Source organism: Pedobacter sp. AC402 (assembly GCF_979252805.1).
Map to the genome: position 1 here is coordinate 117,621 of NZ_CEEDAI010000008.1, position 21,232 is coordinate 138,852.

At 37.0% G+C, this 21,232-nt stretch carries 26 protein-coding genes and 2 pseudogenes; 13 read left to right on the plus strand and 15 right to left on the minus strand.

What is annotated here, in order from left to right:
- A complete protein-coding gene (locus AC0IWE_RS09730) occupies nt 1-957 on the minus strand; it encodes an NAD(P)H-binding protein (RefSeq protein WP_471792925.1) in 957 nt (318 codons plus the stop codon).
- A gap of 212 nt (nt 958-1,169) precedes the next feature.
- Here AC0IWE_RS09730 and AC0IWE_RS09735 point away from each other — a divergent pair, with 212 nt between their 5' ends.
- Entirely contained in the window at nt 1,170-1,955 is a 786-nt protein-coding gene (locus tag AC0IWE_RS09735; RefSeq protein ID WP_471792926.1) for a murein L,D-transpeptidase catalytic domain family protein, read from the plus strand.
- Here the strand turns inward: AC0IWE_RS09735 and AC0IWE_RS09740 are convergent.
- Complete coding sequence (locus tag AC0IWE_RS09740; RefSeq protein ID WP_471792927.1) at nt 1,952-2,395, minus strand: hypothetical protein; 444 nt, start codon at nt 2,393-2,395, stop codon at nt 1,952-1,954. The two genes, AC0IWE_RS09735 and AC0IWE_RS09740, sit on opposite strands and share 4 nt — an antisense overlap.
- A 204-nt stretch (nt 2,396-2,599) precedes the next feature.
- On the opposite strand from AC0IWE_RS09740, the gene topB reads away from it, so the two are divergent.
- Nucleotides 2,600-4,453, plus strand: coding sequence for a DNA topoisomerase III (gene topB, locus AC0IWE_RS09745; protein ID WP_471792928.1), 1,854 nt, complete (start codon nt 2,600-2,602; stop codon nt 4,451-4,453).
- Between the two features lie 77 nt (nt 4,454-4,530).
- Here topB and AC0IWE_RS09750 read toward each other — a convergent pair.
- The 7 genes and pseudogenes from AC0IWE_RS09750 to AC0IWE_RS09780 form a co-directional block, all read right to left on the minus strand.
- Nucleotides 4,531-4,926, minus strand: a pseudogene (locus tag AC0IWE_RS09750) (C-terminal helicase domain-containing protein); the annotation flags it as partial.
- 65 nt (nt 4,927-4,991) lie between these two features.
- Nucleotides 4,992-5,606, minus strand: a complete 615-nt coding sequence (locus tag AC0IWE_RS09755; protein ID WP_471792929.1) for a DEAD/DEAH box helicase — start codon at nt 5,604-5,606, stop codon at nt 4,992-4,994.
- On the minus strand, nt 5,593-6,129 hold the full coding sequence (locus tag AC0IWE_RS09760) for an AAA domain-containing protein (protein WP_471792930.1): 537 nt from the start codon (nt 6,127-6,129) through the stop codon (nt 5,593-5,595). Before AC0IWE_RS09760 ends, AC0IWE_RS09755 begins: the two co-directional genes overlap by 14 nt.
- Before the next feature lie 20 nt (nt 6,130-6,149).
- On the minus strand, nt 6,150-6,443 hold the full coding sequence (locus AC0IWE_RS09765) for a hypothetical protein (RefSeq protein WP_471792931.1): 294 nt from the start codon (nt 6,441-6,443) through the stop codon (nt 6,150-6,152).
- Between the two features lie 87 nt (nt 6,444-6,530).
- On the minus strand, nt 6,531-6,914 hold the full coding sequence (locus AC0IWE_RS09770; protein WP_471792932.1) for a DUF3037 domain-containing protein: 384 nt from the start codon (nt 6,912-6,914) through the stop codon (nt 6,531-6,533).
- Entirely contained in the window at nt 6,892-7,683 is a 792-nt protein-coding gene (locus tag AC0IWE_RS09775; protein WP_471792933.1) for a HipA family kinase, read from the minus strand. Before AC0IWE_RS09775 ends, AC0IWE_RS09770 begins: the two co-directional genes overlap by 23 nt.
- A 293-nt stretch (nt 7,684-7,976) precedes the next feature.
- Entirely contained in the window at nt 7,977-8,165 is a 189-nt protein-coding gene (locus AC0IWE_RS09780; protein WP_025143481.1) for a hypothetical protein, read from the minus strand.
- A 112-nt stretch (nt 8,166-8,277) separates the two neighbouring features.
- Between AC0IWE_RS09780 and AC0IWE_RS09785 the strand changes: the two genes are divergently transcribed.
- The 3 genes and pseudogenes from AC0IWE_RS09785 (at nt 8,278) to AC0IWE_RS09795 (ending at nt 9,651) form a co-directional block, all read left to right on the plus strand.
- Nucleotides 8,278-8,586, plus strand: a complete 309-nt coding sequence (locus AC0IWE_RS09785) for a hypothetical protein (RefSeq protein WP_471792934.1) — start codon at nt 8,278-8,280, stop codon at nt 8,584-8,586.
- Nucleotides 8,587-8,705: 119 nt separating this feature from the next.
- Nucleotides 8,706-8,941, plus strand: a pseudogene (locus tag AC0IWE_RS09790) (KTSC domain-containing protein).
- Nucleotides 8,942-8,991: 50 nt separating this feature from the next.
- On the plus strand, nt 8,992-9,651 hold the full coding sequence (locus AC0IWE_RS09795; protein WP_471792935.1) for an endonuclease: 660 nt from the start codon (nt 8,992-8,994) through the stop codon (nt 9,649-9,651).
- A gap of 319 nt (nt 9,652-9,970) precedes the next feature.
- Here AC0IWE_RS09795 and idi read toward each other — a convergent pair whose 3' ends face one another.
- The 6 genes from idi to AC0IWE_RS09825 form a co-directional block, all read right to left on the minus strand.
- Nucleotides 9,971-10,513, minus strand: coding sequence for an isopentenyl-diphosphate Delta-isomerase (gene idi, locus AC0IWE_RS09800; protein ID WP_463494113.1), 543 nt, complete (start codon nt 10,511-10,513; stop codon nt 9,971-9,973).
- Nucleotides 10,514-10,623: 110 nt separating this feature from the next.
- Nucleotides 10,624-11,349 carry a phytoene/squalene synthase family protein gene (locus AC0IWE_RS09805; protein ID WP_471792936.1) on the minus strand — a complete coding sequence of 242 codons (726 nt, stop codon included), beginning with the start codon at nt 11,347-11,349 and terminating at the stop codon, nt 10,624-10,626.
- Between the two features lie 4 nt (nt 11,350-11,353).
- Complete coding sequence (locus tag AC0IWE_RS09810) at nt 11,354-11,983, minus strand: cobalamin B12-binding domain-containing protein (RefSeq protein WP_471792937.1); 630 nt, start codon at nt 11,981-11,983, stop codon at nt 11,354-11,356.
- A gap of 95 nt (nt 11,984-12,078) precedes the next feature.
- Nucleotides 12,079-12,240 carry a MerR family transcriptional regulator gene (locus AC0IWE_RS09815; RefSeq protein WP_471792938.1) on the minus strand — a complete coding sequence of 54 codons (162 nt, stop codon included), beginning with the start codon at nt 12,238-12,240 and terminating at the stop codon, nt 12,079-12,081.
- Between the two features lie 253 nt (nt 12,241-12,493).
- Complete coding sequence (locus AC0IWE_RS09820; protein ID WP_463494107.1) at nt 12,494-13,372, minus strand: SDR family oxidoreductase; 879 nt, start codon at nt 13,370-13,372, stop codon at nt 12,494-12,496.
- A gap of 72 nt (nt 13,373-13,444) precedes the next feature.
- Nucleotides 13,445-13,720: a hypothetical protein gene (locus tag AC0IWE_RS09825; RefSeq protein ID WP_055911898.1), complete on the minus strand. Its 276-nt coding sequence runs from the start codon at nt 13,718-13,720 to the stop codon at nt 13,445-13,447.
- Between the two features lie 278 nt (nt 13,721-13,998).
- Between AC0IWE_RS09825 and AC0IWE_RS09830 the strand changes: the two genes are divergently transcribed.
- The 8 genes from AC0IWE_RS09830 (at nt 13,999) to AC0IWE_RS09865 (ending at nt 20,507) form a co-directional block, all read left to right on the plus strand.
- Nucleotides 13,999-14,625 carry a LytR/AlgR family response regulator transcription factor gene (locus tag AC0IWE_RS09830; protein WP_471792939.1) on the plus strand — a complete coding sequence of 209 codons (627 nt, stop codon included), beginning with the start codon at nt 13,999-14,001 and terminating at the stop codon, nt 14,623-14,625.
- Between the two features lie 206 nt (nt 14,626-14,831).
- Nucleotides 14,832-15,920 (plus strand): sensor histidine kinase, encoded by a 1,089-nt coding sequence (locus AC0IWE_RS09835; protein WP_471792940.1) that lies wholly within the window; start codon nt 14,832-14,834, stop codon nt 15,918-15,920.
- 163 nt (nt 15,921-16,083) lie between these two features.
- Complete coding sequence (locus AC0IWE_RS09840) at nt 16,084-16,842, plus strand: LytR/AlgR family response regulator transcription factor (protein ID WP_463494100.1); 759 nt, start codon at nt 16,084-16,086, stop codon at nt 16,840-16,842.
- A gap of 121 nt (nt 16,843-16,963) precedes the next feature.
- Complete coding sequence (locus tag AC0IWE_RS09845; RefSeq protein ID WP_055911904.1) at nt 16,964-17,317, plus strand: response regulator; 354 nt, start codon at nt 16,964-16,966, stop codon at nt 17,315-17,317.
- Nucleotides 17,318-17,327: 10 nt separating this feature from the next.
- The gene (locus AC0IWE_RS09850) at nt 17,328-17,957 is read left to right on the plus strand and encodes a hypothetical protein (protein ID WP_471792941.1); all 630 of its coding nucleotides are present in this window, start codon (nt 17,328-17,330) and stop codon (nt 17,955-17,957) included.
- Between the two features lie 126 nt (nt 17,958-18,083).
- On the plus strand, nt 18,084-19,457 hold the full coding sequence (locus tag AC0IWE_RS09855; RefSeq protein WP_463494096.1) for an exonuclease domain-containing protein: 1,374 nt from the start codon (nt 18,084-18,086) through the stop codon (nt 19,455-19,457).
- Nucleotides 19,458-19,474: 17 nt separating this feature from the next.
- The gene (locus tag AC0IWE_RS09860; RefSeq protein ID WP_463494095.1) at nt 19,475-19,816 is read left to right on the plus strand and encodes an MmcQ/YjbR family DNA-binding protein; all 342 of its coding nucleotides are present in this window, start codon (nt 19,475-19,477) and stop codon (nt 19,814-19,816) included.
- Between the two features lie 274 nt (nt 19,817-20,090).
- Nucleotides 20,091-20,507: a VOC family protein gene (locus AC0IWE_RS09865; RefSeq protein ID WP_471792942.1), complete on the plus strand. Its 417-nt coding sequence runs from the start codon at nt 20,091-20,093 to the stop codon at nt 20,505-20,507.
- The last annotated feature ends 725 nt before the right edge of the window (nt 20,508-21,232 follow it).

The following is a 21,232-nucleotide window of genomic DNA, read 5'->3' on the forward strand; positions in this document are numbered from 1 at the left end:
TTAGAGTTCAGGTAACCGCGGTTTAAAGCATCTTTCCAGCTGGAAACGATAGAATTTTGATCTATTTTTTCGAAGGCCAGGTGCAGAGATTCTGCGTATGTTAAACATTTCCGTGGTACCACTTAGCTCAATACGGTTATCCTTACACACCACTTCATTCTTCATGCTATCAACCAAACTTCTCGCCAGTGAATAAGGTACTGGGGTAATCATGTTTAACCATAACGATGATAATCTTGGTGTTAAAACCGGAACAGTGATAATCCATCTTTTCAGTCCGCGTTCCCTGGCATAACCTAAAAGCATTTCACGATAAGTAAGAATATCAGGTCCACCAATATCAAAGGTTTGATTATAAGCTTTATCATTGTGCAATACCCCGATTAAATACGCCAAAACATCGCGGATACCAATTGGCTGACAACGGGTTTCTACCCACTTGGGCGTAATCATGAAAGGTATTTTTTCAGTTAAATCCCTAATAATTTCGAATGAAGCACTACCAGAACCAATAATAATGGCCGCCCTTAAAATGGTACAGGCCTTTCCTGATGATTTAAGTTCTTCTTCTACGGCGAGTCTCGAACCCAGGTGTTTAGATAAATGTTCGTCGTTCGCTATACCCGTTAAATAAATAATCTGCTTACAGTTTGTTTTCTGAATGGCTGCTGAAAAATTCTCAGAAGAAGCTTTTTCCATATCAGAAAAACCAGTTTGACTGGATGACATAGAATGTACCAGGTAATAGGCTGCATCAATATCTTCAGGAATTTCATTTAACGTATCTGCTTGGAGTAAATCGCCGGTAATAATTTTAACATGATCACTCAATTCAGATTCAGCAATAAACCTACGCTTATCGCGCACCATACAAACAATTTCATGCGATTCCTCGAGCAGCAAAGGAATTAGCCTTGTACCGATGTAACCATTTGCACCGGTTAATAGAATTTTCATAACGCCTGGTTTTCCTATGATAACACGGAAAGAAATGCTTTGTTAGAATAAATAACGGAATAAAGCTAAAATCATATTCCAAAAAGCTATACTATTAAAGCTAAGTCATTAAATTGTAAAAACAATTTGTATTTTTAGCACTACAAACCAACTTGGGCAACATAATGCCCAATCGAACGTATAAATTACTCAATATCAATAAACCATACTGAATGAAGAAATACACCCTGGGCATTGCTGCGATTTTATTAGTGGGTATGAGCATTGTCGGAACAAGTTGGAAAGCCGTGGAGCATCCAAACACTCAACAAGAAGCAGTTAAAAATATTGCTGCAGACAGTATTTACAATCAATACATTTTAAATATATATCATGAAGTTCATCTGGATTCGGCAGGGTTAAGTGAACAGGTTTTTGAAAAGGCACTTACCGGATTTTACAACATGAAATATTCGGGCTTAGTGAGTGCCAGGTCCATTTTAACCATTGCCGATTTTGATCAGGAAAGCTGCAAAAAACGTTTGTACATTATTGATCTGGAAAATAAAAAACTCCTGTTAAACACTTGGGTAGCTCATGGGCAGAATAGCGGTGGAGATAAACCTTCATCATTTTCGAACAACCTCAATTCCAACCAAAGCAGCTTGGGGTTTTACTTAACCGGCGAAATTTATTATGGCAAACATGGCCGTTCGCTCAAATTAGATGGTATGGATCAGGGTTTTAACAGCAACGCCAGAGAGCGGGCCATTGTGGTACATGGTGCAAGTTATGTGAGTCAGCAAAGTATTGATCAGTTGGGCAGACTGGGCCGAAGCCAGGGTTGTCCGGCCGTTCCTGCTAAACTGGCCGATAAGGTAATCAATACGATATCAGATCATACGGTACTCTTCATCAATAAATCAGATCAGCAATATAATTCGGCATTTTTAAATGAAACACTTGCAGCCAGCGTAGCCTTAAACAAGGAACAGATTTTTGCTGCACAGATGGATTAATAAGTTTTAATGTTCCTGTAATTAAGGTTTTTGGGTAAAATGGCAATAAAAAGCGATTTGCTGCCTGCAAGTAAATCCCAAACCCAGCGGTTGCTATCTACCGATTTCTCTCCGCAATCTACCACTTCGGCACGCGTGAGCAGTTTTTTTACCAAATTCTGAATCCATTTTATGCGAACTATGCGGTTAAACGATAAGCCAAGGTAATCGCAATATACATGCACCAATATCTCTACAATTAGCGAATCATTCGAGATAGCCAGTTCTTTACCAAAATGTTCTGCGTAATCGGCTTTAATTGTATCCACCATCAGTTCAAAGCGTGCGTTTGCCTTACCATCAAGGTAGGCCCAAAGTGATGCATTACTGTACACACGGATGAGCTGAGGTTCAATACCGACTTTAATATGATAACCTGCTAATTCGTAAACTTTATCCATTCATTTAATAAACAATTATTGCTGTTAGATTGATCTACTACCGATTTGTTAGTCAATTCGATATAAAAATTTACACCACCAATCCTGTACAAAGTTACCTGATAATTGTTTTTGAAAACGAAAGGCAAATGGCATTGTGAGTAATTTTTTTAAGCCGTTGATAATTTTTTAATCATCTTTGAGGTTGAAAAGATAAGCCCATTCATGAAGATTGTAATTGCAGAAAAGCCCTCTGTTGGCCGCGAACTTGCAAAAGTTTTTGGCGCCACCACCAGAAAAGATGGATACATTGAAGGTAAAGGATATTCTTTTACCTGGGCATTTGGGCATTTGTTACAATTGGCACCCCCACAGGATTATGGCTTTATAGGCTGGAGAAAACAGCATTTACCCATGCTTCCGCAAAAATTTAAGCTCGCCATTAGAAAAATAAAAACTAAAGATGGCTTTGTAGAAGATCCTGCTGTTAGGAAGCAACTCGATACCATTAAAAAACTTTTTGATGAAGCTTCGGAAATTATTGTAGCAACGGATGCGGGGCGTGAGGGTGAATTAATTTTCAGGTACATTTACTACTATTTAAAATGTAAAAAACCTTTTAAACGGCTCTGGATTTCCTCGCAAACGGATGAAGCGATAAAAGATGGTTTCAGGAATTTAAAACCAGGAACAGATTATGATACTCTGTTTAATTCCGCCCATTGCAGATCAGAATCTGATTGGCTTGTGGGGATGAATGCCACCCAGGCTTTAAGTATTTCGGCCGGAAACAGAACCGTATTATCCCTAGGGAGAGTACAAACACCCACCCTGGCCATGATTTGTGCGCGCTTTTTGGAAATCAAAAACTTTAAACCACAAACCTATTACCAGATCAGCATTATGCTGATTAAAGATGAGCAGGTTTTTAAAGCCATATCTACCTCGAATTATAAAGATAAAGAAGAAGTAGAAAAACTATTTGCCCTGGTAGAAGATGTAGCCTCAGGTTTTGCTACAGGAGGAAATATTACCGCAGTAGAGGCCAAACCCAGAAAAGAACCACCACCTTTATTGCACGATTTAAGTAGTTTACAGCAAGAAGCCAATAAGAAAAAAGGCTATACTGCCGATCAAACCCTTAACATATTGCAGAATTTATATGAGAGCAAACTGGTTTCTTATCCACGTACCGGATCGCGCTATATTGGTGATGATGTTTATGCCGGCGTACCAGATTTGATTTCGAAATTTACAACGCATCCTGATTTTGGAAAACAGGCACAGTTTCTGCAAACAGTGGCCTTAAATAAACGAAGCGTTAACGCCAAAAAAGTTACCGATCACCATGCGGTTTTACCTACAGGAGAACAGGCTTATGGCTTGAGCCCAGATAAACAAGCGGTTTATGATATGGTTGTGGGCAGAATGATAGAAGCTTTCCACCAGGAATGCCTTAAGGAACTGACAAAAATTACCATTCAATCAGGACTTACATTTATTGCCAACGGAACGGTTATCCGATCAGCAGGCTGGCGCGCAGTATTTAATGACCCGGAAGACGATAAAAAAGATGAAGACAATGCAGCTTTGCCAAAGGTTGCTGTTGGGGAGTTGCTTCCAATAACAGAAAAGACTTTGTTGGAGAAGCAAACAAAACCCAAATCGATGTACAATGAAGCATCGTTGTTAAAAGCCCTCGAAACCTGCGGTAAGGAGATTGAAGATGAAGAGTTGCGTTACGCCATGAAAGATAGTGGCTTGGGTACTCCTGCTACCCGGGCATCCATCATAGAAACGCTAATTACAAGAGAGTATATTACCAGGGAAAAACGGAACCTTGTGCCCACAAATAAAGGTTTGGCTGTGTATGAAGTGGTTAAAGATAAACAAATTGCACAGGCAGAACTTACCGGACAATGGGAAAAAAGGCTCGAAGAAATCCGTTCAGGTTCATCGGTAAAAGATTTCAAATCTGAAATTACTGAATACACCAAAACCATTACTCATGAACTTTTAATTGCAGGTGCAAGTATATCTGGCAAGCTTGAAGAAGAAAAGAAACTGGAAAAGGTTTAATTATATTTTAGGATTAGGCTTTAAAACCAAAGCTGCTATTAAAAATTACGTAGTAGGATGCTGCAGATAGTGTTTAATTATAAATCCACAAATTCCCAGGCACTGTGGTAAGCATTAAGGTTTTCGGTGTACTCTATAAACCCTGCATAAAATTTAGATTTCGACAAGGTAGAACTGTCGCCAATTACCACTAACTTTTTCCTTGCCCTCGTCATCGCAACATTCATTCTCCGTGTATCTGATAAAAAACCGATGCTGCCCTCCGCATTACTCCTGGTTAAACTGATGTAAACCACATCGCGCTCCTGCCCCTGAAAACTATCGATTGTATTTACCGAAATCTGATCCTGGTATGGATTCAAAATTTCACTTTCCTGTACCAAAGCATTCAAAATCTGTACCTGCTGTTTGTATGGCGAAATAATGGCGATAGAAGGAAAACCGGTTTGTAGTGGATCACTGATTAAACGTTCTGCTAAATGTGTTAAATGCTTAACTAAAAATGCGGCTTCATCCGGGTTGGTGGTACTTGTACCATCTAATTTTCATCGTAACTGCAACCGGCGGTATCAATAAACTGAATGGCTTTTTCGCCGGGAAACAAAACACGATCTGCAACCGAATGGTGCGCTTTTAATGCATTATTGTAAAATACTGAAGAGGAATAACCCATAATATTGGTATTCATCCGATATTGCTCCTCAAGTAAAACCACCGATTCTGGATGAAGCTTTACAATTTTTTCCAGTAAAGTATTACTTAATCCATTTTTAGCGGCCTCGTTTGATTTAATGGTTGGCGAAAGTTGAAAATGATCACCAGCCAATACTACTTTTTGTGCTTTTAAAATAGGAATCCAGCAGGCAGGTTCCAAAGCCTGCCCGGCCTCATCAATTACAATGGTATTGTATTTCAAATTCCGAACAGTATAATGGTTTGCGCCAACCAATGTTGCCGTAATAATCTGCGCTTTTGTAAACAGATTATCCATGATGTACTGTTCGGTTTTTTCTACTTCTTTTCCAATTTTGTGTGCTTCATCAAAAAGGGCTTTACGTTGTTCCCGTTCCGCCCTGCCAAAACTCCTTTTGTACTTATGCGCCATGTTTTTATATTCATTGGCCTGTTTTTTAAGGGCTTTAATGGTTTTCATTTCCGGATGATCGGCCATTTGATGATACGAGCGTAGCAGCCAGTAACTTTTCCGAAACCCTGGCAGGATTACCCACTCTAATCACATTTAAACCTGCTAAAGCCAGTTTTTCAGTCAATAAATCAACAGCCGTATTGCTCGGTGCCACCACCAGTATTTTCTGATTACTGTGTTTTGCCAACGATTTTATGGCATGAACAAGCGTAGTGGTTTTTCCGGTTCCGGGCGGACCATGCACCACTGCTAAATGATCTGCAGCAATAATTTTGTTAACCGCCAATTGCTGCGAATCATTTAAAGTATTTGGGATGATAAACTTTTCTTCTCCTTGAAAAGATGGTTTTTCACCCTTCGTCAATATTTTGATTAATTTATTCTCCGAATCATTTTCTGCCAAATGCGTTGCCTGTTTAAGTGCATTTTGCATCTCATCGTAACTGTTATTATCAAAAAGTAAATCAACACCAAGCTTTCCATCCTTTGTCCAATCAGGTAATTCATCTACCCTGAAGTTGATTTTCATCCTACTCGCACTTTGATGGGTTATAATTCCCTCAACACGGTCTTCTTTTGCATCGTGGTTAGAAAATAGCACCACGGCAGAACCAAAACGAAACTGATGAGAAAAATCCTGATGGGTTGTTGATCCAATTCTACCGTTAAGTAATCGCCCAGGCCAATTTCCGTATTTCTGATCGCTATCGGGTACCAGGTTAAACCTAAAGCTCTGCGATCTGCGGCTGAAGTATTTTCAGTAAGTTTTAAGTACGATTGCAGGTCTTCTTCACGCTCTATGTTGAGCAAATCCTGCAGTTTTTTAAAATATTCTTTAGGCAAGGAATAAGGGGTTTATTGTTATTTTGATAAAAGGTAAATTGATTAACTGTTTAATGGTATAAACTGGTTAATTGTTGTTGAAAAGGATCAAAGAACCAGCTCCTGGTGTAACCGCAACATGGTTGTTTCAGCATCATCGCAAAAACCGGGATGCACTTTTGAGCATTGTACAACAGTACTTCGGGTTGCGGTGAGCCATCTGAACCGCGAAGCCTGATCGTATTGACCGATAGGCCCAGATCCTTTTGCAGCAGTACTGATCCTTTCGAATGCAGCTAGATTTTCTTTCAGTTCCACTAAATCAACAGCAGCAGAAAATGCTTTTACCCTGGGTTCATCCAAAACAAAAACACTTTTTAGAAACTTCTGCTTAGCACAAAATAAAATTATACCCACATTAATAAACTCCTCGCGTTCTACCCTCGGCATCACGCGGATTACAGCATACTCAAATAAGAATTTCCCTTGCATGCTGCGCTTCTTTTAAAAATATATCCGAATGTGATAACCGCTCTGTTAAAAAATAGGTATAGGCTTTTCGATGTTCATCTTTGGTTTCGAAATTTGTTTCGCCTTCCAACCAGTCATCAGGAATTAATTTAATTACGGACTCAATTTTCTCTGCGGTTAGCATTTTAGTAAACGCTTCGTGTACGCTTTCCAATTCGGTGGCCCAGGGCAGTAGTACATGATCTTTAACCAAAAAGAAGGGTTTAACGGCCTGTTCTTTCCAGTTTTGCCATGAATGATGGAAATATAGCGCTGCTCCATGATCAATTAACCAAAGTTCTTTATGCCAAACCAGCATATTGGTATTTCGGCAGGTGCGGTCCATATTGGTTAAAAAGCGATCTAACCAAACAATCTGCGAGGCAAGTGTGGCATCAACAGTGGTAACCGTTGGATCGAAAGTAATTGCTCCTGATAAATAATGTAATGCCAGATTAAGGCCAACACTCGCTTTTAGTAAATCCTGAATTTCTTCATCCGGTTCGGTTCGTCCAAAAGCTTCGTCTAAGTTGGCGAAAACCAATTCTGGTACCCGTAAACCAAGTAAGCGGGCAATTTCACCACCAATTAACTCGGCAATTAAAGCCCTTGTACCCTGGCCTGCTCCCCTAAATTTAAGTACATATAAAAAATTATCATCAGCCTCTGCAATAGCTGGCATAGAGCCACCCTCACGCAAAGGCGTAACATACCGGGTTACATTTACTGTTCTAAGTTGTAAATCGTTCATATTTGCAATTAGAATCGCCGTTTACATTGGGCACAATTCTAAACTTGCAGCAAATTTAGCAGAATTCCGACAATAAAACCGTCAAAGTTCCAGTCGTAAAGCATGTGATGGAATTATGTAGGTAGATGTTTATCAGCTTCTGAAAAAGTCTAAATAAATCAGTCCATTGCGAGAAGGCTTTTTCAGCTGACGAAGCGATCTTTCTAGCAAGAATTACCAGCATTAAAGTTACTTCGTTGTTCCTCCTCGGCAATGAGGATGATAATAAAAAACCCTACTCTAATTAAAATCGCCTAGTCGTGCCCTAAATATGCATTTCCGGCAGGCGTCATCGCCGACGACCATTGTACCGATTCGCGGTTGATTGTGATTAATCCCATGCTTTCTAATTCCTCATACTCTTCTTCCATCCCACCTAAAACCGAAGAACTAACCTGTTGATTAATAACCTCTAATAGAGATATAATTTCTGATCTTTCCATAACAATAAGTGATTAGGTTTATTTAATCTAACATAAATATACTTAAAATGTTTATTGCTTAACTAAACATTTTAAAGGGTTTAAGGTTTGTACATATACAGCAATTAAATCAATGGAACTACACATCTATTACCTCTTCGTTATGGCATTACCGGTAGCCTGTATTGCGTGGACGGTTACAAAAGAAGAAATATTCAGAGAGGCACGCGAATTTTGTGTAGACCGGTCAAAAAACTGCAACAAACTGGTTAAACGTAAGTTTTTTTATGTTTTTACCTGCGAGTACTGTTTCAGTCATTACGTTACCGCACTTTTGCTGATCATTACCAAATTCACATTAATTTACCCCGATTGGCGTGGTTATATTATTTCTTTCTTTTCCATCGTGTGGATTGCCAATGTTTACATGAGACTTATATAATATCATTAGGATTGACCTTAAAAAGGAAAAAATTAAAGTCGCAAAAGAAGAGTCGGAGCTGAATAACGATTAAAACCATTCTCAACAGGAGCTGTTTTTAACGCATAAACTAAAAGGTTATGCCATCATCGGTAATTAAACATTTCAGTTATGATTCAGCTAAAAAATTACTAAAGGTAGTTTTCGTTACTGATATGGTATACGTGTACAAAAATGTGCCGAAAAGATTTATAAGATGTTAAAAGCCTCCGGATCAAAAGGGCGTTATTTTAACAGCTACATAAAAGATAAATATAAATTTCAGGAATTTAGAAAACGAATAACATGCCCGAAGGCCCATCTATTATCATATTAAGAAGATTTAATTGAAGAGCTACATTTGACAAGCCAGAAGTACTGGAGGTAGTGGGCAACGCAAAAAATTTCGACAAAGACAGGCTTCTACACAAAAAGATCCAAAGCTTTAGGAGCTGGGGCAAACATTTCCTGATCTGTTTTGATGATTTTACCGTCCGCATCCATTTTATGCTTTTTGGAAGCTACTTAATTAATCAAAGTAAGAAAATACCACTTAAGCTAGGACTTATTTTTAAAAAAGACGAACTGAACTTTTATACCTGCAAAGTAGATCTCTTAGAAGGAAACGTTAACCAACATTACAATTGGGAAAATGATGTTATGGCCGATGAATGGAACAGCAGTGCAGCCATAAAAAAGTTAAATAGCGTGCCCGAAGCCCTGGTTTGTGATGTTTTACTGGATCAACAAATTTTTAGTGGAGTGGGTAATATTATTAAAAATGAAGTTTTATACCGTACCCGAATCCATCCTTTAACTAAAATTGCCAACTTAAAACCTGCAAAACTAAAAGCCCTTGTTAATGAAGCCAGAAATTACAGTTTCGACTTTTTAAAGTGGAAAAAAGAAAACACCTTAAGTAAACACTGGGAGGCGTATAACCAAAAAGAATGTCCGCTTAAGCATGTGATTGAGAAAAAAGAATTGGGCAAAACTCATAGGCAAACTTATTACTGCAACAAATGCCAAAAATTATACAACTCATAAATGAGGCTGCTGCAGTAGTTAATATGTTAGTTAGGTTTTCTCAAATAACGTTTTGTGATTCTCAAACCACTCAGCATCGGGCTTAAAAATATTTGCAGATAAGGAATGAAAATTGGATTTACTGAAAATTATTTTATTCTTCCAATTCTTAACGTAAATACATAAACCGCTAAAAATTAATAGCTTATTCTCTTTATTAACAAAAACCCAAACAACCAACTATAATCTTAAAGTAAAAGAAATGTTAATCTTTTAGGAATTTTGTAAACTAGTCCTATATTTGTCCTCGAGAGCGTTAATTTAGATACGGGTATACGACTTAGGTTGTATGCCCGTTTTTTGTTTTAGCAGTTGAGGCATGTTTCACAACCTCATTTAAACAGATTCTCAGCCACGGTGTATACGCTTCAGGATTACGTTCGATATCCTTAGCCAAAGCTTCCAAATCCATATATTTAAAGGTTTCCACTTCATCAGGGTTAATAACGGGCAAATCATTGCTCAACCCAAAAAACACATGGTCTACCTCATGTTCAGTTAAACCATCTGCAAATTCGGCACGGTAAGTAAATTTAAAAAGGTAACTGATATCACAATCCATCCCCATCTCCTCTTTCAATCTTCTTTTAGCGGCTTGTAAATTGCTTTCGCCAATCCGGGGGTGACTGCAGCAGGTGTTGGTCCATAAACCACCCGAATGGTATTTACTTAGGGCCCTCTGCTGCAATAGCAGCTCGCGGTTGCTGTTAAAAATAAAAACTGAAAAGGCCCTGTGCAATAAACCCTTTTGATGCGCTTCCAATTTGTCCATCTGTCCTTTGGGCACATCTTCCTCATTTACAAGAATAACTTGTTCTTCCATTTAAATTGCATTTAACTTATTTCGGATAAGCGAATCGAACATTAAACCAACCTTTCGAGTGTTGGAAATCCTGATCCTTTCCGTCATAATTTTTTCGGCACTTAACCGCTTTATTTTAACAAATAATTTTCTATAATATACGTAAGATAAGTATACCCCGTTTTAGAGGCTGCAGGCAACATTTTAATTCCTTTTAAGGCATAAGCAAATTCTTGCTCAATCTCATCTTCAATTTCCTTTTTTTGGCGATCGCAGAATACAGCTAAATTCACATTTGGGAAGTAAGTGCGGTTTAACCCCTGGTGGTCGGCTTTAACATCACGAAGAAAATTTACCTTTTGAAAGGCCGAACCGAGTTTCATTGCATAAGGCTTTAACCGTTCATATTCTGCCGGGTCGCCATTTGCAAACACCTTTAAGCACATTAAGCCCACCACCTCTGCCGAGCCTAAAATGTATTCGTTGTACAGTTCGGGCGTGTATTGCTGGTCAGAGAGATCCATTTCCATACTTTTAAAAAAGCAATTAATTAACTCATGATCAACCTGATATTGATTGATAGTGCGTTGAAAAGAGTTAAGGATTGGATTTAAACTGATGCCCAGATCGATGGCTTCAAAAGTATCATGCTTAAATTTATCAAGTAAAAATTTCTTATCAAAGTGATGAAAACTATCCACAATTTCGTCTGCCAACCGTACAAAGCCATAAATAGCATGAATGGGCAAACGCAGTTCTTTACCCAAAAAATAAATACCCAGCGAAAAACTTGTGCTATACTTTTTGGTGGTTAGCCTGCTACAATCGGCCGATAATTGATCAAAGATTTCTTTCATGTAACTAGGGATATTGGAGTAATTTTTCAAATTCATCAAGGGTTTTAAACCAATTGATGTGACCGATATTTTTTAATTTACCGATTACCTGGCCGTTTCCGGCGAGATGAATTTTAGCGGATGAGCATAGGGATGATAATTGATCTATATATTTTTGTGATGCGGTTTCTGATCTGGATTTTACCATAAAAAGTAAAACATGATCCACATTTAATGTTGAGAATACTTTTTCAATTGAATCTAAAGGAACTTTACTTCCTAAAAAAATAACCTGATGATGGTGCATTTTAAGCATATAACTTGCAAAAAGTAATCCGATATCGTGGTCTTCATCTTCAGGTAAAAAAAGAAGCCAGGTACCACTCGACGATTTTGCCAGTGGGAGATTATTAATGTGGGTAAATATTTTCTGCCGGATGATGTTTGATAAAAAATGTCCGTGTGCAGGGCATATATCGTCTTTGCGCCACATCAATCCCAACCTTACCAGTAAAGGATATATTATTTTGCGGTAACAATCAGAGAGTCCGAATTGGGCTATCCCATCATCAAGTAAACGATTAAAAGATAATTCATCAAAAGCTAAACCATGACTGATAAGTTGGGAAATATAATATTCCAGATGCCTCATCATCCGACGGGTAAGAAAAATGTTCGTTTAAAAGTTGGTCAACATCCTGCTCTGAAAGACTACAGATTTTAGAAATTTTTAAACCGCTTTTATTTAAGCTAGCGATATTTAGCAGTTTTTTCAAGCTGTTTATCATCATATAAGCGGGTATTGCCCTCCGATCGTGAAGGCGTTAAGGCATTATAACGTTGCTCCCAGATCCTGATGGTATGAGAATGAATGCCCGAAAGCTGTTCAAGATCTGAAATGGAATAATTCATTATTTTGTTTAAATATATTCAATAAAATATAAACAAAAAGAATACTGGAAAGTTTTTTCAACAAGTGCACTTAAATGTTTTGCCAGATTTTTTAAATAGTGATGTGTGATGCTGATCGTTATTGGCAGGCTTAAAGCAATTTTAAAACGAAGGCTAGTTGCTATCGCTTTAAAATTACTTAGTTAGCTGAAATAGCCTTTAAACAATGGCATGGCTATATATCGACAAATAAATCTGCCATTACTAAAAATAATTATTCGAAATATGATTTATAATCTTCAACAAATTCTGAGAACTTTCTTGGCAATTTACCGGTAACATCCTTAACTGTGTCGGTTACAATAGCCGCTTCACCGCGTGCATAATGTGCATAATCTTCTATTAAACCTTCGGCCTGCCATTCGGGAAAACCAAAATGAAGTAAGGCCGATAACATCTCCTGATCAGCAACATTAACATAGTTAATTTCTTTTTGCAGTACTTTTGAAAGCACTTCTGCTATTTTATTATGACTAATGGCTTCAGGTCCGGTAATGGTAAAAACTTTACTCTCCTTGTTGCTCGTAATCAACCTTTCTACTGCAATAGCGGCAATATCCCGAACATCAACCAAACTAATTTTTGCATCGCCAGCTGTGGCAAAAAATTGCTGCTGGTATTTTATGGCATCGGCAAAGCCAAGTAATCCCTGCATAAACAAATTGGGCCTTAAAAAACTGTATTGCAAACCCGTGCTTTTTATCTTCTCTTCTACAACTGCATGGTAGCGAAGAAAGCGAACAGGCGAATGTAAATCTGCCGCAAACTGCGAAAGTTTAACTATATGTTTTACACCACTTTTAACAGCTGCATCTACAAAATTGCATTGTAAATGCTCGGCTTCATCAGACGAGTTACTTAACAAAAAAACATTTTCTATTCCTTTTAAGGCGTTTAAAATGCTTTGTTGATTGTTAAAATCGCCAACTATCAGCTTCACACCTTTTAAATGTTTTAGAGCTTCTGCTTTATCTAACGACCTTACCAAGGCGCTGAAAGGAATTTCTTTAGCTGCCAGTTGTTTTGCCAATTCTAATCCTACACTTCCCGTTGCTCCGGTGATCAGTATAGAGGGGTTTATTAAATCTGTCATGCTTTTATATTTAATTACACCACAAATTTCAACCCTTGCATAGGAATAAAATTGTAAGAAAACGAAAACCCGTTAAAAAGCTTTCTCGGTTAATAACACCCCTTTTTCGCCATTACCGGTTTCTATGGTATGCACGTGTTTATACGAATGGCTAAAAAAATCGTATCCATGTTCCATCTGTTTAATGGCTACAGTATTTAATGGATAATTAAAATTGGTTTGCATGCATAACAAGTTTCCATTGGCCAACAAAAGAAAGTCGCAGTCGTAACCCCGCTCTTGTAATTCAATTACTTTTTTTGTGATGGAAACATTCAATCTATTGGTGGTTCGGGCAATATTTTTCATGGGACACTGGTTTAGGGATGATTTAAAGGTTATTCAATGTAGGTATTAATAATTACGAATCAAAATGCAATATATTGTAATACAAGCGTTTAAATCAGTTTGTTTTGTTCATTTTTTGCCGAATATATGCCTAAGTGTCGCTGATGCAGTTATTTAGCACACAAATCATATTTGTATCATATTCTTTACCAATGCAACTAAAAATCAATACAAAGCGGAATTTAATTTCATTATTTAAAATGCAAGCCATAATTTCGTGAATCTTAACATCACACCTAATGAAATTAAAATGTATCGTAATAGACGACGATATCCATGCCGTAAACGGTATAAAATCTTATATTAACAACCTTTCAAACATCCAGCTAATCAAATCTTATACCGATCCGATACTGGCACTTAATGAGATTACAGCCGGCAATGCGGTTGATATTGTTTTTATGGATGTAGATATGCCAATGATTTCGGGCATTGAATTATCGAAGGCAATCAGGCATAAAACTGATAAACTCATATTTACCACATCGCACTCCAAATATGCTTACGAAGCTTTTGAGATGTATGCAAGTGCCTATCTGTTAAAACCTTACACATTTGCCCGCCTGGCCGAAACCATTAACAGACTTTTTCCACATAGCCCCGGCACTCAAAGCGTAAGCATTAAGCAAGAAGATGATTATTTTTTTGTGAGGAATAAAAGCGAAAAAAACAACTTAATTAAAGTAAGGTATACAGATATCGTTGCAATAGAAAGTCTGCAGAATTACGTGCGCATATTCACTTTAAACGAAACCATTGTTTCTTACATCGCATTATCTGAAATTAAAATTATATTAAAAGACTACCATAATTTTGCACCAGCTAACCGCTCATTCATTGTTGCTAAAATTACATTGAAAAGGTAGAAGGCAATAGCTTAAAAATGATTAATAACCTCACCATAAATATTGGCAATAGCTATCGTGAGAGCATACAGGAGTACATTAAAGAAAAAACGATTAAAACAAATCGTTCTTAAAACTAAATTTTTAGTATTTTCGTTATCAGAACATTAAAACATATGTTTTTTTGTTAACCATATTTTATAGCCGTTCCCCCATTTACTAGCCAAATGAGTCGTATTAACGAAAAAGAGCATCAAAAAAAACGCAGCATTCTGGAATGGATTGCCAGCAAAAAACTTCACATCATCATTTGGATCATCTTTATTTTTTACGAATCCATCATTGTTGGTTTAATAAATGGAAAATTTGGTCAGCTTGCTTCCTATATCCTTTATTATTCGCTCAATATTATTACTTTTTATGTACATGCACATGTTGTGCTTTCAATAGGTTTACAAAAGCCAAAGCAAACGGCCTGGAAACTTCCTTTGCTCCTTGTTTTGGAAATTATAGGGTATTTAATTTTAACCATCATCCTTGATTATACCATTATTCACCACACTAATTATACCGGAACAAGAAAGATTACCCTTGATTTACAGTATTTTACACCATCGCTTTACCGCTGTATCTACTTCATGTGCTTTTCTACGGGTTATTATTTTTTAATGCGATACATCAATGAAAGAAAAAAAACCGAAGAATTAGAAAAACAGCGTTTAAATAACCTGATACAAATTGCCAGATCGGAAAATGCGTTTTTAAAAGCACAGATCCAGCCTCATTTACTGTTTAATACGTTAGATTTTATCTATCAAAACGCAAGAGAATCTTCTCCAACGGCTGCAGAAGCCATCCATTCACTTTCCGAAATGATGCGTTATTCTGTAGACAGCAACAAAGACAGGGAATTTATTTTACTGGATGAGGAAATTAATCAGGTAGAAAATTTAATCAATCTACACCAGCTCCGCAAAGATCATGGTGTACAGCTTCGATTTTGGTATGAGAATGAAATCCGCGGTATAAAAATTATTCCTATGGTACTGATTACCTTGGTTGAGAATATGTTTAAACATGGCGAGTTGCTTAAAGAATCGCACCCGGCAGAAATTTCACTGAAAGTAGATCAGGGAGAACTGATTATAGAAACAGCTAACCTTATTAAAACCTTAAAAAATACTTCAGGTTTAAATGCAGGAATGGAAAATATCAGAAAACGTTTAGAATACACCTATGGAAGCAATGCAACGTTTAAATATTTCAGTGATACGGAGCATTACTTTAAAGTTTTATTAACAATCAAGCTCTCATAAAACAAATAATTTTAACATCTTTCTTTCAAAATATTAAATTCTTCATCGAATTTTAAATAAAAAGATAATTTTCCTTGCCGAAAATACAAAAATCCGTTTCGAACTTGTTTTTTTTTCTTTTTATAGGCCGAAATAGTAATTTGCATTAACTAAACCTATAAAAATGTCAATAAGTTGCATCGCTATCGATGATGATCCGCATGCGCTGGAAAGTTTAATCGCATATATGGATAAGTTGCCAGACTTAAAACTTGTTCAATTTTTTACCGAACCGCTCCAGGCATTAGCTGAAATATCTGTTTCCAACCCTGTCGACATCATTTTTATGGATGTAGAGATGCCTTCAATCTCAGGTATCGAACTTGCCGGATTACTGAGACAAAAAACAAAACACCTGGTTTTTACCACAGCACACCCCCGGTATGCCATTGATGCCTTTAAGGTTGATGCTGATGCTTACCTGCTTAAGCCATATTCTATATTACATTTTGCTAAAACGATAAACAATTTATATCCTACAGGAAAAAATACACCAAATCTTTTTTCAGTTTTTGATGAACATTTCTTTTACATCCCTTTACAGGAAGAAAACGGCGATTTAGTAAGGATAGACTTAAATGAATTAATTGCTGTTGAGGATTTTGAAGTGGATATTAAATTTAAAACGACCAAGAATACCTTTTTAAGTTCTAAATCGAATTTTATTAAACTGCTTAACATGTTTAAAAAGCATGAAGCATTTATTCAAATCAGTGATAATGTGATCATTTCCAAACAACACATAAAAAGTGTTTTAGGAGATAACATTTTACTTTCCGGCGAAACCGCTTATACGGTTTCTGAGGCTTATAAAGAGCGTTTTGAAATCTTTATTAAAAATAATCTGCTAACCGACAGGCCCAAACCCGGGGCTATACAATAAACGAATTTACCATCCAACACCTACGGTTTTAGGCTTTTTTATCTCCTTTAAAACATTAACGTTAATTTTTTGTATTAGGATAGTCTATTTTATTACTAAATGATTATCCGTTTTGAAAAGAGTGTTGGTTGTAGATGATGATCCCGATGTATTAGAGGTTTTTCAAGAAGTGCTGGAAACTGAAAATTATAAAGTTTTCCCTTTATTATCACCGAGATACATATTTAAAACCATTAAAGATTTTAATCCTGATCTGATTATTCTAGATATTATGTTGAATGGAATGGATGGACGTGCTGTTTTTAAAGAGTTGAGGCTAAATCCTGATACAGAAAATATACCTGTTATTTTAGCTTCAGCCAGATATGATGAAAATTACATCACCTCCCAAAAGTACCATCCCAATGATTACCTGGAAAAACCATTTAACATGGTCGATTTATTAAATAAAGTAAATGCTTTAACAGAAAATTAAAAAATCAGATATGAAATTAAAATTACTAACACCAATTGTATTACTGTGCGCAGCAATATCATTTAAAGCAAATGCACAAGGCAGACCAGATAAACTTTACTCAATGAGTGGAATTGGATTTGCATTCCCCGTAGGTGAAACTTCAGATTACTTTAAGCCAAAATTTTCTACTTCTTTAGGTTTAAACCTGGGTTTAGGAGATGGTGGTTTATTTTTATACCCTAAAGTTAGCTTGCATGCCTTTACCTTTAACCAAATTACGCCAGATAAAGGTTACACCTACACCCTGCAAAAAGGACGGGCTACCACCTACTTATTAAATGTTGCATTGGGCTATCGTAAAATTGTAAACAAATGGGCCTTTTATGGTTTTGCAGGTGCAGGAGGCGGATTTATCCTTACTCCACAAGCTGCCGTAAACAGTACAACTTTACAGGTTACTCAAGATAATAAATCAAACAGTTTAGGCATTGCCGAAGGCGGCGGAGGTATAGAGTATAATATTGGAGGTGCCAATTTATTTGTGGAAGCCAGCTACATGTACGGTTTCAGCAAAATCCAGAACAGGGCTTTCAATACCGTTCCAATCAATATCGGAATTAAACCTAACCTGAGTAAACTTTTAAATAAACTTAAATAATATTTGCATACAAAATGCGCGAGCGGTTACGTTAAATACGTAATCGCTTTTTTTGTGCTAAAGAAATAATCAAAATTATTTTTATACTAATTATTTTAGCATAGATTTGTATTTCAAATTGATTTAATGTTATACGCAGTTGTAGATATAGAAACCACTGGTGGTCATGCCTCAGCAAATGGCATTACCGAAGTTGCCATTAATATTCACGATGGCAATCAAATCGTAGAATCATTTACTACACTAATTAATCCAAGGCAATCTATCCCTCCATATATCACAGCACTTACAGGCATTGATAACGACATGCTTAAAAATGCGCCTGTATTTGAAGATGTGGCATTACAGATTTACCAACTATTAAGCGATAAGGTATTTGTAGCACACAATGTAAATTTTGATTATTCTTTTTTAAAACACCACTTGGCTGCTGCAGGATTTGATTTACAATGCAGAAAACTTTGCACGGTAAGGTTGAGCAGAAAATTAATTCCTGGCAAAACATCTTACAGCCTGGGTAAATTGTGTATCGCGCTCCAAATACCGATACAAAACCGGCACCGTGCAGCGGGCGATGCGGATGCAACAAGTATTCTTTTTAACTTATTATTGGATAACGACCTGGATGGTGTAATTGCCGAAATGCTAAAGAAAACCTCAAAAGAGCAGGTTTTACCGCCGCATTTGGATAAAGCCTGCATTTTAAGATTGCCAAACCAACCCGGTGTATACTATTTTAAAGATAGTAAAGGTAAAATCATATATGTGGGCAAAGCAAAAAACCTTAAAAAACGAGTTACAAGCCATTTTACAGGAAACACTCCAAATAGGCAACGTCAAGACTTTTTACGCACCATACATCATGTAGATTTTGTGATTTGCGGTACCGAACTGATGGCTTTAATTTTGGAGGCCAACGAGATTAAACGTTTGTGGCCCGAAAATAACCGCGCCATGAAACGTTATGAACATAAATATGATTTATACGTTTTTGAAGACCAAAACGGCTATTTACGCCTGGCCATTGATAAACATAAAAAGAATAACAATGCCCTGCAAAGTTTTAACAGTTTACTGGAAGGCTATAATTTTTTAAATCAACTGGTTGATAAATACCAGCTTTGCGCCAAACTTTGCTATCTCCAAAAAACCGCAACCAAATGTTACGCCCATGAAAACGGACAATGTTTCGGTGCCTGCAGCGGGATAGAAACGGTAGCTGTTTACAATAAAAAGTTAAATGCAGCACTTCAGGATATTCAACAACAACAACCAAGTTTTGCATTGGTTGATGAAGGCAGAAAAGATGAAGAATTTAGCTGTTTACTTGTAGAAAATGGTAAATTTTACGGAATGGGGTACTTTACTGATAAAAATTACCTTTCCGATGGCCTTGCTCCTGTTAAAAATGATTTAGCAACCTATCAATCTAACAGTTATATTTTGAATTTGATTTTAAATCATGCGGAGCAACACCCACAGAAATTGTATAAACTGTAAGCTACTTATCCCACAAAATGGAAGCACAAACTTTTATAAGCCATTGTCTATCTTTTGAAGAAGTGAGTGAAGTGCCGCATTTTGAAAAACGATCTTTCCGGGTAAATAAAAAAATCTTTGCCACATTAGATGTTAAACAAAATAAAGCCACATTTAAATTATCCGCAATCGATCAATCGGTTTTTTATGATTTTGATCCAAACAGCATACAGCCCGCTACAAGTACCTGGGGCAAACAAGGATGGACCATTTTTAATCTAACAGAGCTTAAAGATGAAATGATTATAGATGCGCTCACCCTTTCATACTGCAACGTGGCGCCAAAAAAGCTTTCTGAGAAATACAAAAATCAAATATAATTCCTAACCTCATAAGCGGAAATGCACTTAAATGCCTAACATGGTAAAATATCGAGATAGCCTTACTTACCAGAAGTGATAAAAAATAACTAATAACACGATGCTTTATATAACGCAACATTACCATAATGCTTTAACTATTTTAAGAATAGGAGAAAAATAAGCTAATCAAAATAACTTAAATTGTCTCAAACAGCCCTGTAAATTTTCTTTTTTGACAAGTACAACTCTCCCATCGCTTTGCTATCTTTACCTATAACAAATATAAAACCTTATGACAAAATCACTTTGGATCAATCTTCCAGTAAAGAACATCAGTAAATCAAAAGAATTTTTTACACAATTGGGCTTTACGCTTAACCTGCAGTACGGTGTACGCGATGATTCGGCCTGTTTTTTAGTTGGTGAAAGCAATTTAGCCATCATGCTTTTTGAAGAATCTTTATACGAAGGTTTTGCCGGAACTGGCATTGCAGATCAACGCGACGGTGCTGAAGTTTTATTCTCTTTTGATGCCGAAAGTCCGGAAGAGGTGGATGAGTCTGCCAAGAAAGTAGTTGCTGCAGGTGGTACGCTCTACGGCGAACCAGGTTACAAAGATGGATGGATGTATGGCTGTGGCTTTATTGATCTGGATGGACAGAGATGGAGCATTTTGTATATGGACATGACTAAAATGCCATTAGGCTAAAATAATGAGTTGAGTGGTTTATTTAACCACACATTAAAGGGATGGACTCAGATAAAGATCCGTGTTTATCTGTGTGCATCTGTGGTTATTAATAAAGCCTAATTATAGTTTAACCACAGATTAAAGGGATGGACACAGATAAAGATCCGTGTTTATCTGTGGGAAAAAATGCTTTTTTGTTACCTCAGCGTAATCTAAGGACAAACCTATCGGTTGGTGCCGCACCGACCGAAAAGTTGTTCAGCCTCCGCATTGGGATTACTTCGTACCTCGCAATAACGACCGCTTTATAATATTGGTCGGTAAAACATCGACCAGTAGAGCAAAGTATACGCTAGTAGCGATCGTTGTAAGATTGCTTCGTCGGCTGAAAAAGCCTTCTCGCAATGACGATAATTTAAACCTATCGGTTGGTGTTCTCACCGACCGAAACGTTGTTCAGCCTCCGCATTAGGATTGCTCCGTACCTCGCAATAACGACCGCTTTATAATATTGGTCGGTAAAACATCGACCAGTAGAGCAAAGTATACGCTAGTAGCGATCGTTGTAAGATTGCTTCGTCGGCTGAAAAAGCCTTCTCGCAATGACGATAATCTGAGGAAATTAATCCTTTTAATTGAAAAGGATGCACACAGATATAAAAATCCGTGTTTATCTGTGTGCATCTATTGTTAAAAATGATTTATTAAGAACCTAAATAGCGTCTTGTTACAACCACACTCTT